The sequence below is a fragment of the Gilvimarinus xylanilyticus genome, from assembly GCF_024195295.1.
Lineage (GTDB): Bacteria > Pseudomonadota > Gammaproteobacteria > Pseudomonadales > Cellvibrionaceae > Gilvimarinus > Gilvimarinus xylanilyticus.
In genome coordinates this window covers 1-16,892 of record NZ_JAMFTH010000009.1, presented here as the reverse complement: position 1 = coordinate 16,892, position 16,892 = coordinate 1, and the positions used below count along the sequence as shown (strand labels likewise).

The window sequence follows — 16,892 nt, the reverse complement described above, 5'->3', positions numbered from 1 at the left end:
TAAGCCTTTTACTATGAAAACTACCGCTAGCATCGTTTTATCTTGCCTGCTGAGCTGCGCCAGCTTGACCGCCACCGCCAGCCCGCGCCAGATGGGCCTGGATTTTCGTACCATGCTGTCTAACTACAATATGCTGAGTAATATTAAACAGCGCTGCGCCGAGGCAAGCTTGCCGGATATTCCACCGCGCCAATCGGTGGAAAAGCAAATGCAAAACAAGGTGGGCATGCAGAACTATATTAATTTGATGATCAAGATCAATCAGTCCAACCTTAAAAAGGACGCCGCCGACACCGTGGAAAAGCTCTTTGGGCAGCTGGAAGGCTGCGAAGACCCGCGCCTGGAGCAGGCTCTGGCCCGCATCGGCGAGGTGCATAACGACGCTTACCAGCGCTTTGAAGCCGAGCCCGCGCTGGTAGAACCCAACCCTGTACCCGTGCCTTTGCGCCGTTAGCAGCTCCCAAAGGTACCAGGGATAAAATCCAAACGCAGGACGCAAATGATCGACGCCAATGAGCTTTGTCTAGATGCGCTTCAAGCGCTGCCCGACCCGATGTTTATTATCAGCGAGTCGGGCCGCTATATTGCCCTGCTGGGCGGACACGACCGCCAGTACTACCACGACGGCCACCACCTGGTGAACTTTCACTTAAACGACGTTCTGCCCGCCGATAAGGCCGCCTGGTTTCTGGAACAAATACAATTGACTCTGGAAAAAAACGCCCTGCGCATCGTCGAATACCCGCTGGCGGCTGAAGATGTTGAAGGGCTGCCGACCGATGGCGGGCCCGAAGGCGAGCTCTGGTTTGAGGGCCGAATTCAACCGCTGCCCAAGCCCATTGAAGGCGAGCGCGCAGTCATCTGGCTGGCCAGCAACATCACCGAGCGCCACCGACTGCAAAACCAGCTACAACATTTAAGCGAAACCGACGAGTTGACTGGCCTTTACAACCGCCGCAAGCTTATCGCCGAGCTGGAACGTCGCTTCGCCGAATTTCGGCGCTACCATCACCCGCTCTCACTGATTATTTTCGATATTGACCTGTTCAAACAGGTCAACGACAAATACGGTCACCTGCGCGGCGACGCTGTGCTACAGGAGCTGACCGAACTGTGCGCCGAACTGATTCGCGACCACGACACCCTGGGCCGCTTTGGCGGCGAAGAGTTCGCCTTAATCCTGCCTAACATCCGTGCCACCGAAGCTGCCACCACCGCCGAGCGGCTGCGTAAAGCCATCGCCGAGCACAGTTTCCAGCATATCGGCAATATCACCATCAGCCTGGGCCTGACCATTGCCCGCGAAGACGACGACACCATCGAAAACCTGATCAGCCGCGCCGACGAGGCCCTCTACAACGCCAAGCGCAATGGCCGCAATACCTACTGCCAGCAACTCTAACCGCTTGGCGAACGGGCCCGATTGCCTCTATAGTTAGCTAAAGAATTACACCGGCACCAACTCACGAGGGCTCATCTATGCACGCTTTACGTATGGGAATAACGACTGGATTGTTATTTTGCTTAAGCATCAGCGCTGGTGCCGCCCCCATTGAAGGGCAGTGGGTTACCATTGACGATAAAGACGACAGCCGCAAAAGCCTGGTCAGCCTTGCGGTAACCGACGGCGAGCTAACCGGCACCATCACCCGACTCCTGCAGCCCGAAAGCCAGGGCAAGTTGTGTAAGAAATGCCCCGGTGACTTCAACAATAAGCCCATCCAAGGCCTGCAATTTATGTGGGGGCTCACCCAGGACGAACCGGGACAGTGGAGCGGCGGCAGCATCCTCGACCCCAAATCCGGCAAAATCTACAAAGCCAAAGCCGAGCTGGCAGAAGACCACAACTCCCTGACCGTTCGCGGGTTTATCGGCATATCATTATTCGGTCGCAGTCAGACCTGGATTCGCGCTGAGGAGGAGACCTCAGCACCTTAACTGAAGGTCGAAAATATCAGTTTTACAAACGGGGAAACGACCTTTAACTGAGGCTACCGAACAACTTACTGAGGGTTTATCCAGGCGGGATAAAAAACTATCAATTACCCGAGCCAATTCTGCCCATTAAAAACAATTGCTACATGCACAAATGCTCAGGCGAGTAACACAACAAATTTAAAGCGCCATTTATTATTCACATTTATGTCGCCGCCGCTTGCCCCACGTTTGCCAGCATACGCTCCACCTCGCTCTCCTTAACACCCAGCATCTGTAAAATATTACGTTGGGCGATGTTAAGGATGTCGTTGCCTTCCTGCCCGGTAGGTAGGCTTTTGGCAATGGCTACCGCGCCTATCAGTGACGCCAGAATAGCGCGAGACTTATCCGCAACAACCTTGCGATCTGGGTCGAATGGGAGCTTTTTTAGGCGACTCAGCGCAATGAGGCGGGTCTCCAGCATTTTCTTCATGCGCAAGTATGACGCTTCGAACAAGGTACGGATTTCAGCGTTCTCATTGCCAATTTCATTGAACAGTACCGATTCGGGCCCCGGTGTACGGGTTCGCTCCAGCTCCCGAAGACTGCAACAATTCGCCACCAGCTCCGTCAAATGCTGCACCGATAGGGGCCCTTTAACCAACCTGGCCGCACGGCTGCGCTCCAAGGCTTCTCGTACCGAGGCTTGATAAAGCGCTTCTTTCGAAGCGAAGTGCGCGTAAAAAGCACCATGGGTCATCTTGGCAAGCTTCATAATCTGGCCGAGAGATACCTTCTCAAAGCCCTGGCGGCTGAACAACTCGATAGCCGATTTGAGGATGCGCTCTCGCGACTTGGCCTTGCGATTTGTCGGGTGGGTCATGAAGGGCTCACTTTTCCATGCTTAATATTATCTTGATCATATTAAGACCGGTGGTAGCGTAGTACAACATCCACTATGCAGGAAAACTACTATGCAGTCACCGCTCGTCATCACTGGCATGGGCACAGTCAATCCACTCGGCAGCGGGGTTAAGGCAAGTTGGGAGCGTCTTCTGGCTGGCCGTTCCGGCATTTCTTTAATCAGCCGATTCGATACCGCCGAGCTACCCATCAAGGTGGCGGGCTCAGTCCCTGGGCTCAATGTGGATCCGGAAGCGGGCTTTGACCCAGATCGCGTGGCCAATGCAAAAGACCGGCGCAAGCTGGAGCTGTTCAGTCTATACGCTTTAGCGGCCGCCGAAGAGGCACTGACTCAGGCCAATTGGTTTCCGGCGAACGACGCGGACCGACTGGCCACGGCGACCATTATAGGTTCTGGCATCGGCGGCTTCCCCACCATTACCCAGGCGCAAAATACTTTGTCGACCCGTGGACACCGCCGCCTTTCGCCTTTCACTGTGCCGGCTTTTTTGGCTAACTTGGCGGCGGGGAACGTCTCCATTCGTTATGGCTTGCGCGGACCGTTGGGCTGTCCCGTTACAGCCTGCGCCGCCGGACTGCAGGCTATAGGCGACGGCATGCGTTTGATACGCAGCGGCGAAGCGAATGTAGCCTTGGTGGGCGGTGCGGAAGCCTGTATCGATCCGCTGTCGCTTGCCGGCTTTCACGCCATGAAAGCGTTATCCACCGAACAGGACGATCCCACCTGCGCATCGCGCCCGTTCGATCGAGCACGCAACGGTTTTGTCATGGGGGAGGGCGCGGGAATGCTTGTGATCGAAACCTTAGCCCACGCCGAAGCACGAGGGGCAACACCATTGGCCGTTCTCAGTGGCTACGGCACCAGTGCCGATGCACATCATATTACCGCAGGCCCCGAGGACGGCGGCGGTGCGGCGGCGGCCATTCGAGCGGCCCTGCAAATGGCGGGATTGGCTCCCGGCGCGATCAATCATATCAATGCTCATGCCACTTCGACGCCGGTGGGTGACCGAGCGGAAATAGCGGCACTACGCAACGCTTTCGGCGATGCACTTGCCGGTATTCCAATTTCCGCGACTAAGTCGGCCACAGGCCACCTACTCGGTGCCGCTGGTGGCGTGGAAGGGATTTTCTCCGCCCTATCGGTAATGCACAATCATCTGCCCCCGACCCAAAACCTGACAGATCCTGATGAATGTCTCGATGACTTAGACTTTGTCTGCGCCGCCGCGCGCGAGCACCCAACAGAGCACGTACTGTGTAACGGATTCGGCTTTGGCGGAGTGAATGCAGCTCTGATCATCAGTAAAGTAAGGATGTAGGAACCTATGAAAATACCAGACCACCTGCAAGCCATAAAAATGGCTACCATATAATGCGCAACCGCTCCTTCAACCAAGGATCCAGGCGAGCTTCTATTCGGCCAATACGGCAGTGAAGCCTAGTATGGCGGCAGAAGAACTGGCATAGGTGATTCGTAGATAACCTTAAACACCGGCTTCGACCATTTTTCTAATTTTACTGGCCTTCTCGAAATGATCTAATTGATGGGTTTCAATCCACCACCGAGCGGCCTCCATAAGAACCTCGGGCTGATCGTTTTTGTTTTTAAAAAACGCATAGAAGGATAACCCCACATTCTCGCCCTTTTTCGCAATTTTAAGATTACAAATTTCAATAATCTTTTTTCTAAGATTTTCTCGCAAGCTACTATTCCTTGTTGATTTTCTTGTTTTTTTAATTGCTTCGGGGAAGTTTACGCAGTGCAGCCGATTGTTAACCCTGTGCCGAAAATTCCTCATGGTACGTAACTTCTCCCTGCGGAAAACCACTACCGAACGACAGTGCCTGAAAATACTTCACCGGAACCCCTGGAAACACGCCCCCATCGACAACCTTGAAGCCAAAGCGCCCATAATAACTAGGATCTCCGAGTACTACGCAGCCTTCCGCCCCCTTTTCTCTGAGGCCTGCAAGGGCGCTCTCCATAAGCTTTGAGCCAACCCCCTTACCCTGATACTCAGGCAGCATCGAGATCGGCCCAAGCCCAAACCAGTTGGTTGAGCCATCAGAAACTTTTACTGGAGAAATGGCAACGTGACCTATAACTTCGCCATCTGATTCAGCGACCTGAGACAGAAACAATGCGTCAGCCTGACGAAGAGCCTTCACAATAAATTGCTCGGTGTGATCAGTATGAAGGGCATCCCGAAAAGCCAACACTGTAACTCGGTGGATTGGCTCAACATCACCTTTGCCCTCATTACGAATCTTAATGTCCAATGTTCGACCTCTTGAGGTATTAACATTTGTATATCGTGCGTGCGCGTTATCTCGCACACCCCGGTCTTGTTACTTCACCTTCCACACTGGTTAAGTGATTGACTATAAAAGTTTTCTGTTAATTGAAAACCGAACCCCGCTTCAAGCAGAGCCGACGTCGCTGTGCAAGCCAGCAAGGTGGTATCAGATCGGATTCACGTTCTCTATTAATCGAAAAAAGGGCAGCTAAAAGCTGCCCCTATGTTTTTCCGTCCTACGTTTACTGTAGCCCGTAAACCAATCAGCTACCCCGCCAACTGCCGCAGTACGTAGTGCAAAATACCGCCGTGACGGTAGTAGTCCCACTCTACGGCGGTATCAATACGCACTCGGACTTCAAACGAAATATCTTTTCCGTCTTTGCGTGCGGTTACGCCGAGGGTTTTGGGCTCGCCTTCAATGGCGTCAAAGTCGAAGGTTTCCGACCCGTCCAATCCTAAAGACTCGACGCTTTCACCGTCTTTAAACTGCAGTGGCAGCACGCCAAAGCCCACCAGGTTAGAGCGGTGAATACGTTCAAAGCTTTGCGCGATCACTGCTTTAATACCCAACAAGTTGGTGCCTTTGGCGGCCCAGTCGCGGCTGGAACCGGTACCGTATTCTTTTCCGGCTAATACGATAAGCGGGACGTTATCGGCCTGATATTTTTGCGAGGCTTCATAAATACTCATTTGCTCATCGGTGGGCAAATACGTGGTCCAGCCGCCTTCGGTGCCGGGGGCCATTTGGTTTTTAAGGCGCACATTGGCAAAGGTGCCGCGTACCATGACATCGTCGTTGCCCCGGCGCGAACCGTAGCTGTTAAAGTCTTCGGGCTCTACACCTTTTTCGCGTAGGTATTGCCCGGCCGGGCTGTCGGGTTTGATGGCGCCGGCTGGCGAAATATGGTCAGTGGTGATGGAATCGCCCACCTTAACCAGGCAGCGCGCGTCGGTAATCGGCTTGGACTCGGGCAGCTCCATGGTCATGCCATCAAAGTACGGGGGTTTTTTCACGTAGGTGGATTCGGGCCAGGAGTAAATTTCATCTTCCGGTACCGGTAGCTGCTGCCAGGCCTCGGTGCCTTTAAATACATCGGCGTATTTGTCGGCGTAAATACCTTCGGTCATGGCGCTGGCGATGGTATCGGCCACTTCTTTGGGGCTGGGCCAGATGTCTTTCAGGTACACGGGTTTGCCGTCTTTGCTTTCGCCGACCGGATCGTTGAGTAAATCCACGTTCATATTACCGGCCAATGCATAGGCAACCACCAGTGGCGGCGAGGCCAGGTAATTCGCACGCACGTCCTGGTGGATACGGCCTTCAAAGTTGCGGTTACCCGAGAGCACCCCGGCCACCAGCAAATCACCTGCGCGCACGGCGTTTTGCACCGGTGGCGGCAGCGGGCCGGAGTTACCAATACAGGTGGTGCAGCCGAAGCCGACAATATCAAAGCCCAGCTCGGCCAAAGGCTCTAGAAGCCCTGCGTTTTTCATGTAGGCGGGCACCACTTGCGAGCCGGGGGCGAATGAAGTTTTCACCCAGGGCTTGGTGGTTAACCCCAGATCGTGCGCTTTTTGTGCAACCAAACCGGCGGCTACCAGCACGGCGGGGTTAGACGTATTGGTGCAAGAGGTAATGGCGGCGATGACCACCGCGCCATGCTCCAGCATAAATTCTTGCCCGTTCATTGCAACCGGCACGGCACCCCGCTCGTGCAGGTTGGTGTTGTCCACGGCGGTCTGCCCACCTTCGCTGGTAAAGCGCGAGTCATCGGTACTGGCGATGACGGTTTCCTGCTCTTGCAGTTCTTGTTCAAGCAAGGTGTTAAATTCAGCTTTGGCGTCGGTCAGCGCGATACGATCTTGCGGGCGTTTAGGACCTGCCAGACTGGGTACCACATCGCCCAAATCCAGGTGCAGGGTGTCGCTGTAATCGGCCACGGGGTCGTCGTCATGGCGCCACAGGCCCTGCTCTTTTGCGTAGGCTTCGACCAGGTCAATTTGCGCTTGCTCGCGCCCGGTTAAGGCCAGGTAGTTCAGGGTTTCGTCATCAATGGGGAATATGCCGCAAGTGGCGCCATATTCGGGGGCCATATTGGCAATGGTGGCCCGGTCGGCCAAAGGCAGCTTAGACAGGCCCGGGCCGTAAAACTCCACAAACTTACCCACCACACCGCGCTCGCGCAGCATTTGCGTGACGGTCAGCACCAAGTCCGTGGCGGTGGCTGAGGGCGGCAGTTCGCCTTTTAATTCAAAGCCCACCACCTCGGGGATCAGCATGGTGATGGGTTGGCCCAGCATGGCGGCTTCGGCTTCAATGCCGCCTACGCCCCAGCCCAGAACGCCCAGGCCGTTGATCATGGTGGTGTGCGAGTCGGTGCCCACCAGAGTGTCGGGCAAAGCGACTTGTTCACCGTCGTGCTCTTCTACCAGCACGGCCTTGGCCAGATACTCCAGGTTCACCTGGTGGACAATACCGGTGCCGGGTGGCACCACGCGAAAGTTGGAAAACGCCTGCTGGCCCCAGCGCAAAAATTGGTAACGCTCGTTGTTGCGCTCAAATTCTTTCTCGGTGTTTTTGGCCAGTGAATCCGGGTTGCCGTAATAATCCACCATTACCGAGTGGTCGATCACCAAATCCACCGCCCCCAGTGGGTTAATCTTGGCCGGGTCACCGTTCAGTTGGCGCATCGCAGCGCGCATGGCCGCCAAATCGACCACCGCCGGTACGCCGGTAAAATCCTGCAGCACGACTCGCGCGGGGGTAAAGTTAACCTGTTCGCTGGCCTCGTCTGAGCCCTTCCAGCGGCACAGAGTGTGAATATCGTCCACGCTCACGCTTTTGCCATCTTCTTTGCGCAGCAGGTTCTCCAGCAACACCTTTAGGCAGTAGGGCAGTCGGTCTAGGTTGTAGTCGCCTTCCAGCGCTTTCAGGCTGTAGTAGCGGTATGACTTGCCGTTGACATCGAGGGTGCTTTTGGACTGAAAACTATCGCTCACGGTTGATTCCCCTTTTGGCTAATCCATTTAACTTAATACAGGAAGCAAGGTTTGCGCCGAGCCCTGTTCGGGTGAATATATCTGTAAAGCTTAGGCTATATAGGGCCCGTTGATAAGAGAAACACGGCGAGTCGTGTAAATAGGAAAGCGTGAGCGTAAAAGTGGCAAAAAAATGCGGCGCTTGCCGGGGCAAGCGCCGCCCATTAACGATGCAAAACATCAGCTCATGTATAGCGGAGTCAGTCTCCGTGTTTGGTACGTTTGCTTAGCCGGTAAATACGTCGCACCGTATCTATCGGGGTAATGTTGCTAAGTACAGCTATTTTATAACTGATATTTTTTACTTGTGCAAACATTTTTATATAAAAACTAGCGGCAAGATTGTCAGTGAGCAGCTAAATGCTCCAGGTAGTACTCGTGTGAGGGCATTTTGCTGACAATAGCGGCAATATCGCGACGGCGCTGCTCCAGTAGTTGCACAAGTTGTGACGCTGGCATCTGATCGGCCTGCAAAGCCCAGTGCTGAGGCATTATATTTTGGCCCGTCAATATAGCGACCCAACTGGCCTCACTATAAGACTCGTTATCGTATAAAGGCACCCTGCCCGAGTCGCGAAATACCGCTATTTTATGGGCCAAGGCAGCGGGCAAAGCTTGCTCGCGACAGTAGCGCCAAAAGTCGCTACCGGGGCGTTGGTTAGTGCAGTAGTGCAAGATAAGAAAATCCCGCAGACGCTCGTACTCGGCCCGAGTAATTCGGTTGTACTCGTCTTGCACCGAGGCGGGGTTGGCGCCGCTCGGCAACAGTTCCCAAAAGCGTAATAAACCCGTTTGAATCAACTGAATGCTGGTGGACTCAAGGGGCTCTAAAAAGCCCGCAGCCAGCCCCAATGCCAGAGTGTTGCGATACCAAAAGTGTTCACGGTGGCCGGTGGTAAAACGCAGGCGCTTGATATCGCCAATGGCATCGCCCTCCAAGTTGTGGCGCAACTCGCGCTCGGCCCGCTCATCGCTTAAATAATCGCTGGCGTACACCAGGCCATTACCCACCCGGTGCTGCAGAGGAATACGCCACTGCCACCCCGCACTGCGCGCGGTGGCACGGGTATAGGGCGTCAAGGGTTCGCGGCGCTCACAGGCCAACGCCAGGGCGCGGTTGCAGGGTAGATGAGCACTCCAGTTGCAATAGGGCACCTGAAGCGCGCAGTGCATCAACTGGGCGTGAAAGCCGGTGCAATCAATAAAAAAGTCGGCGTTAAGGGTGCGGCCATCCGCAAGGCCGACAGAGGCCACATCGCCGTTACCGGGGTCTAGGTTTGCACCTTGTATCTGCCCCTGTAGATGCTCAACCCCCCGCTCACAGGCCCACTCTCGCAACAGCTGAGCGTAGAGGCCGGCATCAAAGTGATAGGCGTAATCAAAGGCGGCAATAGCGGCCAGGCGGGGTTCATCGGGTGGCGGTGCAAAGCAATTATGGCGCGCAGCTTGCGCGGCAAAGCAGTAATCCAGCAAAGACGCCTGGTTACCCAGCGCCTGCGAGCGCAGCCACAGCTGGTGCGCAGGCACGCCCTGCACAGCGGCTCCGAAATCGCCAAAGCCATGAAAATAACGGCTGCCGGGTTGAAGCCAATCACAGAACTCAATACCCAGTTTAAAACTGCCCTGAGTGCGGCGAATAAAGCTGTCTTCGTCCAGCCCGAGATAGCGATTGAACTGGCGGATAACCGGTACGGTGGCCTCGCCTACCCCCACGGTGCCAAGCTCGGGCGACTCTACGAGTTGAATGCTAACCGGCTGCCCGGCGAAAAATTTACTCATCGCGGCAGCGGCCATCCAGCCGGCGGTGCCGCCACCGAGAATAAGGATATTGTTAATCTGCGGGTGACTCATAAGGAGAGCGCATCACGATCAAAAGGATGCTTGAGTGAAGCAAAAAGCCACCCCTGGCACAAGGGCCAGAGGTGGCAGGCGGGCTTAAAACTGCGTACGCACCACAAAGGCAATGCGACGGTCACCCTGAGTCCAGCTGTAATCGCCGGCGATTTGAGTGTCGCCCACTTCCAGCTTGGTAGACTCGGCGGTCAGGTTAGTCACCTGCAGACCGACCTTCACATTGTCGTTAATGGTGTAGAACACCGAGCCATCCAGCTGACCATAGTCATCAAACCAGACCGGACGGTTAATGTTCGCCGCCGAGGTAGTCAGCAGGTAGCGCTCGCGCCAGTTGTAGGCCAAACGCGCTGACACATCGTACTTTTCGTACATCAATGTCAGGTTGTAGCTGTTGTCCGATATACCTTCAATGGGCAACGACTCATCGGTAGAGCCTTCAACCTGCGGCGCCTCAAAGATGTTAACCGCCTGGTTCATACCGCCTTCGTTGTCGATAAAGGTGTAGTTAGCTTGCACCCCTAAACCATCAAACGGGCTGGGCAGCATATCGAAAAACTGCTGGTAAGCCAGTTCGGCGCCCTGCAGCTTACCTTCGGCTGCGTTCACCTGACGGGTGACTTCGAAGTCGTAGGTTTGTCCACCCGAGGTGATACTTTCAACTTGGTTAGTAGTGGCAATGTAATCTTCAATATCTTTGTGGAACAGCGCCAGAGTCACACTGTTGGCATTGCCAAAGTAGTACTCCAGACTCAGGTCAATCTGATCCGATACCGTGGGCTCGAGCTCATAGTTACCCCCAGTACCCGTACCCTCGTAAGGGGTGTTAGGATCAAAGGCGTTATCCATAAAATCAAAGCCGAGAGTGGTATACGGCTGAGTTTGGTGGAAGCCGGGACGAACCATCGCACGCGATAAACCAAAGCGCGCTTGCAACTGCTCGGTTATACCAAAGCGCAAGTTCAGACTGGGCAGTACGTTGGTATAGCTGTGCGTGTAATCGGCGTATTCGCCGTAGGCGGCATTGTAGGCATCGGCAAAAGCCTGGGCGCCGTCACAGTCGGCCGATGGGTTGGCCGCGCACGAATCACCCGCGCCACCAGCTGCGGAGCGGCCACGGGCGGTCAGTTCGGTTTCAACGAAGCGCACACCGACATTACCGTCAAACGGAATGCCAAACAGATCCCCGCCGTCATCGCCAAAACGCGCCATCACATAAGCGGCAGTGTTCACTTCGTTTTGGTTGTTGATACCGGCACTCACGTTATCCGCCCGAGGGTTCAAGTCGTAAGCGGTTTCAGGGTCCAAAGGCACCCAGCCCCAACCAGCACGCTGCACGTCAGCCAATTGTTCGTAAGCGTAGTTGGGATCGCGAGTTAGCTCATAAGTGGGAAACCAACCCACTGCAGGCGCATCGGTATCACCCCCGTAAAAGTTATCAAAGGTGTATAGCTCGGTTCCGTCCTGGGTGTCTTGATCCAGGTAAACAATGTCTTCGGGGGTTGGTGCACCGCCCCAGAATTGGTTGTTTAGCAGCGACCAGTTCCAACCAGATTGACGGGTAATGGCTTCACGATCCGAGTGGCGCACACCCACAGATACACTGCGCATGAAGTCGCTATCGGTAAAGTGATAATCCACATCCACCCGGCCCGCCAGCGAGTCAGCTTCGTTGTCTTCAATATGGTCCATGGCCGCGCCCCACCAGTAGGCGCTTTGCTGCGCTTGGCGAGTGTCGTCGGTCACGTCCATCCAGGGGTCGCTGCCAAAGCCGAAGTCCACCTCAACGTTTGAGTTGGACGACGGTCCGCGCTCTTCGCCCGCCAATTGCGTAAACAACGCGTTGCTCAGCACTGCGGTAGTAGAGTCGACGTATTGCAGATCGCCTTTAATGGTCCAGTTTTCGGTGGGGGCATACTCGACCGCGAAAGAGTAGTCGCTGGTTTCGGCGTCGCGCTCGCCGTAACGCAGGTTGTTGCTCATGCCGGCGTTAAAGAGTGTGCCGCCGGTTAAGAAGCCTTCGTCGTCGTATGTGAAATCACCGTTCCAGGGCATGATGTCATTACCCCAGTCGGCATTTAGGCCCACAGCGCGCTCGATATCTTCGGCGTAGGCCGAAGTTTGAATCGCTTCCAGGGTAAATTCCAGGGTATCGGTAGGCGCCCACTGCAACACCCCAGCCAGTGAATCACGCTCTTGTTCCCAATCAATACGGCGGAATCCCAAACCATTGGGCAGGTAGTTTTGTGCCGCCAGACCACTGGCGCTAGAGGCCTCACCATTGGCGTCATAACCCACGTAGCGGCCAGTTTGAATACTGTCGGTACGGTTGCCAATCTCGGCCACACTGGCCGACACCAAAAAGCCAATTTCACCGATGGCAGTATCCCAGCGGTTGCTGAACAAACCGTTAAACGAGGGGAAGCCCTCTTCGTACAGCTCGGCGTAGTTGTAATCAGCCGAAGCGGCGATAATCATGTCGTCCGAGTCAAACGGCTTGCGGGTACGCAGGTTAACCGTGCCGCCAATACCGCCTTCAATCATGTCGGCAGTGGGGGCTTTATACACGTCTACCCCGGCCATTAAGTCGGCGGAGACGTCCTCAAAACCCAGCGAGCGGCCGTTGGAAGCCGAGAAAATATCGCGGCCATTCAGCTCGGTACGCACCCAGTTCAGGCCCCGTACAAACACATCACCGCCCTCGGCGGCCAGACGGGCCGGGTCGCGGGCCTCGTTAGTGCGCTGCAGCTGTACCCCGGGCACACGCTGCAGGGCCTCGGCGACCGAGCGGTCGGGCAAGGCGCCAATGTCTACGGCGGTAATGGAATCCATCACCATTTCCGCATCGCGTTTAATTTCCTGAGCAGACTCAATACTGGCGCGCTGGCCGGTAACAACTAATTCTTCAATGGCGAGTTCTTCATCAGTTTCCTGCGCTACGGCAGAGCCGACAACACCCAGAGCGCATAACACCAGGGCAGATACGCTGGTTTTCGCCAATGGACGCATATTACGACGGATTGAGGGGTGAGCAATCACAGTTCTCTCCTATTATTATCGTGTGATTCCAGATAGCGCCGTCTGTCAGGTTTGGTGTACGACGCATAAAACTGGGTTATATTTATAAAAAGTGCTTTTATTTGTAAAAATACACCGTCTAATTTATAACCTATATGTTTTACAGGCGCAAATATTTTCTTATGTAAAACCGTATGGATATTAAATCAGATAAATACCAATACCAAAGTGATACCGCAAAAAGGTTGAGGCGGGCATAGCGCACCGCAATCTAGAGCGATGGCCGAATAGGGAAGGGATCAAAGAAAGAGAAAATCGACGCCCGCACGGGCGGGCGTCGGGGGTGATTAAAACTCCGCTTGCAAAGTCACACCGTAGCGGCGATCGCCCAGATAGCTATCGCGATAGCGAGACGATGAACCCTGGTAGGTATCGTTGCGCGAATCGGTAATATTCACGGCATCGAACTGCAGGGTGAAGGTGTCGTTCAGGGTCCAGTTAATCGAGCCATCCAGCTGACCATAGGCGTCGTTGTAGATGGGCAGATTACCGGTACCGGTACCGGCGGTCGTATCCAGGTAATCGTCGCGCCAGTTGTAGGCCAGACGCACCGACCAGTCGCCATATTCGTACATACCCACTAGGTTGTAGCTGTTTTCCGACAGGCCTTCCAGCGGCACCAGCATCGCATTGCCCTGAATATCCGTGGCGAAGGGGCTGGGGGCTTCACTGTCTACGTAGGTGTAGTTCGCCTGGCCACCCAGACCATTCCAGGGCTCGGGCAGGAAGTCGAAAAAGCCGGAAACACCCACTTCAAAGCCTTCAATTTTGCCGTCTTCACCGTTGAGCGGAATATCCGAATCAAAGGCGCCGGTTTCGGTCTCGCCTGTCAGTGGGTTCTGGTATTCAAAGTCGCGAGTCACGGTGCCGTTGGCAATAAAGCTTTGCACGTCTTTGTAGAAAACGGTGCCGTAGGCCATGCCCGCATCCGAGAAATACCACTCCAGCGCCACATCCGCCTGGGCCACTTCCATGGGCTTCAAGTCTGGGTTACCGCCCGAGGCGCTCAGGTCGGTAATGGTGCCCGACTCGTTATCCACCGATACATTCAGGTTGATGTTGGGGTCCATCTGGTCGAAACCGGGACGGCTGATGCCCTTAGAGGCGGCAAAGCGCAGGTACAGGTTTTCTTGCAGCGACCAGCGCAGGTTCAGGCTGGGCAGCGTGTTGGTGTACTTGTTTTCGAAAATCGAGTCGGTGTATTCGCAATTGTTGCCATCGGCATCGCACGAGGCATTGGCGCCGCGCGCGGTGGTTTGAGTTTCCACCACCCGCACGCCCACATTACCGTCCAGCGGCATACCCAGCAGCTCAGAGGCAAAGCTCACCATGCCGTAGGCGGCCAGGGTGTCTTCTTCCTGATCGTTGATTTGCTGCGGGCCATAGTCGGGAATGCCGTCCAGGCGATACTCGGGGTTGGGGTGATTGCCGGTTAAAAAGCGAATGGTTTCATCCGAGAAACGTCCGGCCAAGTCGGATGAGGCGGCCAGAGTCAAACCAAACGCATCGGCACTGCCGCGCATAAAGTCGGTGAACTGGTTTTGTGCCCAGTTAGCGCTGCCGTCGTCGTTGTAAAAACGCGGGTCGTCTAACAAAAAGGTCTCGCCCCAGCTGCCCTGGTTAGCCGGGTCTGAGGGGTCGAGATTGTCCGGGTTACACTCGGGTGTGCTGGGTCCCATGGTCGCCCAGTCGGTGCAGGTCCAGGCCGGGGCATCGATTGTGGTCCAGGGCGTCCACTCCATGGATTTGGTGGTGGCTTCGCGGTGCGAGTAGCGCACCCCGGTCGAGACCGCGCTGATAAACCCGCCGTCGTGGAACTCCCACTCGCCGTCAAAGCGCGCAGCGGTCTGGCTGCCATCACTTTCCTGGTGGTGCGGAATCAACCAGCTCCACTTGTAATTGTCGGGATCGGATAAATCGGCCGATTCGGGGTCGCTGGGATCTGAAGGGCGCACTCCCAATTGCGGAAAGCTGGTAGTGACATCCACATCCAGCACCGGGGCCTGAGCATTAACGCTGAGAATAAAGTTTTCACCCTCGGTGGTGGCTTTAACGTGCTGCACATCACCGCTCAGGTTGAGATTATCGTTGGTTTGCCATTCAAACCCTACCGCAAAATCTTCGGTAATCGAGTGACGTTTGTTCAACCCGGTGTTGGAGTCAATATTCACCCCGGCAAACGAGCCGGTCAACATCTCGCCCTTGTCGTTAAACGAAAAATCGCTGTTATCAAACGGCACCAGGTTATCGCCGCCCTCACTCGCCTCGGCGGGTAAAAAGGCAAAGTAGGAATAGTCAAACAGGCTCATGGTGTAGTCAGAGCGGATGTACTGGGCGTAGATGTCCAGATCATCGTTGGGGCGCCACTGGAACGCCGAGGCCACCCCCAAACGCTCGCGATCGCCAAAGGAGCTGTTAATACCGCCGCCGGCGGGTACGTACACACTCTCACCCTCGGTGCCACCAAACTCGGCGGCGTCGCGCTCCCAGTAGGGCTCAATAGAGGTGGTGTCCTGGCGGAAGGCCGCCTCCTGGTAGGAGACGTTGATCATAAAGCCCATTTCACCCATGCCGGTATCCCAGCGGTCACTAAACAGGCCGGATACATTGGGGTTGAACTCGTCGATCAGATCGTAATAGGTGGAGCCCACGGTGGCGCTGATTTTACGGCCATCAAAGTCGAAGGGCTTAAAGGTGCGCAAATCCACGGTGCCGCCAATGCCGCCCTCAATCATTTTCGCCGAGGGGTTTTTGTACACATCTACCCCGGCCATCAACTCAGAGGGAACGTCCTCAAAGCTCAGGCTGCGGCCTTCGTTGGCAGTAAAGCTGGAGCGACCGTTCAGTTCGGTGCGCACCTGGGTCAGGCCGCGAATGGCAATGCCGCTGCCCTCGCCCATATTGCGGGTAATTTGCACCCCCGAAATGCGCTGCAGCGACTCGGCGACGTTCATATCCGGCAACTTACCGATATCGGTCGCGACAATAGAGTCCACAAATTGGGGCGAGTCACGCTTGATGTTTTGCGCCGAGATAACGCTGGCACGCTGGCCCATTACCACCACTTCTTCCAGCGCAATTTCCTGTTCGGCGGGCTCGGTGGTGTCGGTATCGGTCTGCGCCCATGCGGGGGCCATTAAGGCACTCAGGGTCAACACAGAGGCGCTGGTTTTCAACAGCTGTTCAACGTTAACGGCTTGGGCAAGCGACTTGAGTTTAGTCACAGGGATCTCCTCAGGTTTATTATCTTAATCTTGGGTTGTTCAGGTATTGCTACGCGAACTTCCAGCGGCGCCAGAAGTGATGTCGGTTTTTTGTCAGAATTTTTACCGCAGTTGTGGTGGGACGTTATAAATTAATATTTTATTGGTGGAAATAGTTTATCTAGTAAAAGTTTGTAATCTGTGTTCAATGAGTAGTCGGAATGACCAAAAGTGCTGCACCAGCGCACAGTTTGGTGATTTACTGACCACGCATGGCAAAACCTGGCATGACCTTACGGTGCCGGAGGGGGATCGGGAGGTATAACCCCCAAGCACCGTTTTTACGATGCTTGGGATTGGCTCGCTAGGGCCTGTTCACGCTAATTAAATGCAGCCTGTTGTGACTAAAAATTCGTCAATCAAGGCGCGAGGAGAGTGGTTTGGTTATTCCAAATGAACGACGAGCAACGCAGGGTGGCGGATTTTTAGCCGCAACCCGAAGGGCTGGAGCCAGTTTTGTCCCCAGCGTTGTTGCCGATCGCTTATTTGGAGTAACCAAACTTCGCTCACGGCGCCT

11 protein-coding genes are annotated in these 16,892 nt (G+C 55.0%); 4 read left to right on the top strand and 7 right to left on the bottom strand.

All coding sequences use genetic code 11. From position 1 onward, the window contains the following. The first annotated feature begins 13 nt into the window (after nucleotides 1-13). The 3 genes from M6D89_RS16985 to M6D89_RS16975 all read left to right on the top strand — a co-directional run bounded on the left by M6D89_RS16985 (nucleotide 14) and on the right by M6D89_RS16975 (nucleotide 1,938). Nucleotides 14-454, top strand: coding sequence for a hypothetical protein (locus M6D89_RS16985; protein WP_253969289.1), 441 nt, complete (start codon nucleotides 14-16; stop codon nucleotides 452-454). Nucleotides 455-499: 45 nt separating this feature from the next. Further along, the gene (locus tag M6D89_RS16980; RefSeq protein WP_253969288.1) at nucleotides 500-1,402 is read left to right on the top strand and encodes a GGDEF domain-containing protein; all 903 of its coding nucleotides are present in this window, start codon (nucleotides 500-502) and stop codon (nucleotides 1,400-1,402) included. Between the two features lie 77 nt (nucleotides 1,403-1,479). Continuing rightward, on the top strand, nucleotides 1,480-1,938 hold the full coding sequence (locus M6D89_RS16975; RefSeq protein ID WP_253969287.1) for a DUF2147 domain-containing protein: 459 nt from the start codon (nucleotides 1,480-1,482) through the stop codon (nucleotides 1,936-1,938). A gap of 202 nt (nucleotides 1,939-2,140) precedes the next feature. Here the strand turns inward: M6D89_RS16975 and M6D89_RS16970 are convergent, their stop codons facing one another. After that, nucleotides 2,141-2,800 (bottom strand): TetR/AcrR family transcriptional regulator, encoded by a 660-nt coding sequence (locus M6D89_RS16970; protein ID WP_253969286.1) that lies wholly within the window; start codon nucleotides 2,798-2,800, stop codon nucleotides 2,141-2,143. 91 nt (nucleotides 2,801-2,891) lie between these two features. Here M6D89_RS16970 and fabF point away from each other — a divergent pair, with 91 nt between their 5' ends. Beyond that, nucleotides 2,892-4,163, top strand: a complete 1,272-nt coding sequence (fabF, locus tag M6D89_RS16965; protein WP_253969285.1) for a beta-ketoacyl-ACP synthase II — start codon at nucleotides 2,892-2,894, stop codon at nucleotides 4,161-4,163. A 165-nt stretch (nucleotides 4,164-4,328) separates the two neighbouring features. On the opposite strand, the gene M6D89_RS16960 is transcribed toward fabF, so the two are convergent. The 6 genes from M6D89_RS16960 to M6D89_RS16935 all read right to left on the bottom strand — a co-directional run bounded on the left by M6D89_RS16960 (nucleotide 4,329) and on the right by M6D89_RS16935 (nucleotide 16,336). After that, nucleotides 4,329-4,547, bottom strand: a complete 219-nt coding sequence (locus M6D89_RS16960; RefSeq protein ID WP_253969284.1) for a DUF6500 family protein — start codon at nucleotides 4,545-4,547, stop codon at nucleotides 4,329-4,331. A gap of 70 nt (nucleotides 4,548-4,617) precedes the next feature. Continuing rightward, nucleotides 4,618-5,124 carry a GNAT family N-acetyltransferase gene (locus tag M6D89_RS16955; protein WP_253969283.1) on the bottom strand — a complete coding sequence of 169 codons (507 nt, stop codon included), beginning with the start codon at nucleotides 5,122-5,124 and terminating at the stop codon, nucleotides 4,618-4,620. Between the two features lie 284 nt (nucleotides 5,125-5,408). Beyond that, the gene (gene acnA, locus M6D89_RS16950; RefSeq protein ID WP_253969282.1) at nucleotides 5,409-8,144 is read right to left on the bottom strand and encodes an aconitate hydratase AcnA; all 2,736 of its coding nucleotides are present in this window, start codon (nucleotides 8,142-8,144) and stop codon (nucleotides 5,409-5,411) included. Between the two features lie 384 nt (nucleotides 8,145-8,528). Next, nucleotides 8,529-10,034, bottom strand: coding sequence for a tryptophan halogenase family protein (locus M6D89_RS16945; protein WP_253969281.1), 1,506 nt, complete (start codon nucleotides 10,032-10,034; stop codon nucleotides 8,529-8,531). Nucleotides 10,035-10,118: 84 nt separating this feature from the next. Next, on the bottom strand, nucleotides 10,119-13,073 hold the full coding sequence (locus tag M6D89_RS16940; protein ID WP_253969280.1) for a TonB-dependent receptor: 2,955 nt from the start codon (nucleotides 13,071-13,073) through the stop codon (nucleotides 10,119-10,121). 326 nt (nucleotides 13,074-13,399) lie between these two features. Then, entirely contained in the window at nucleotides 13,400-16,336 is a 2,937-nt protein-coding gene (locus M6D89_RS16935) for a TonB-dependent receptor (RefSeq protein ID WP_253969279.1), read from the bottom strand. Between the last annotated feature and the right edge of the window lie 556 nt (nucleotides 16,337-16,892).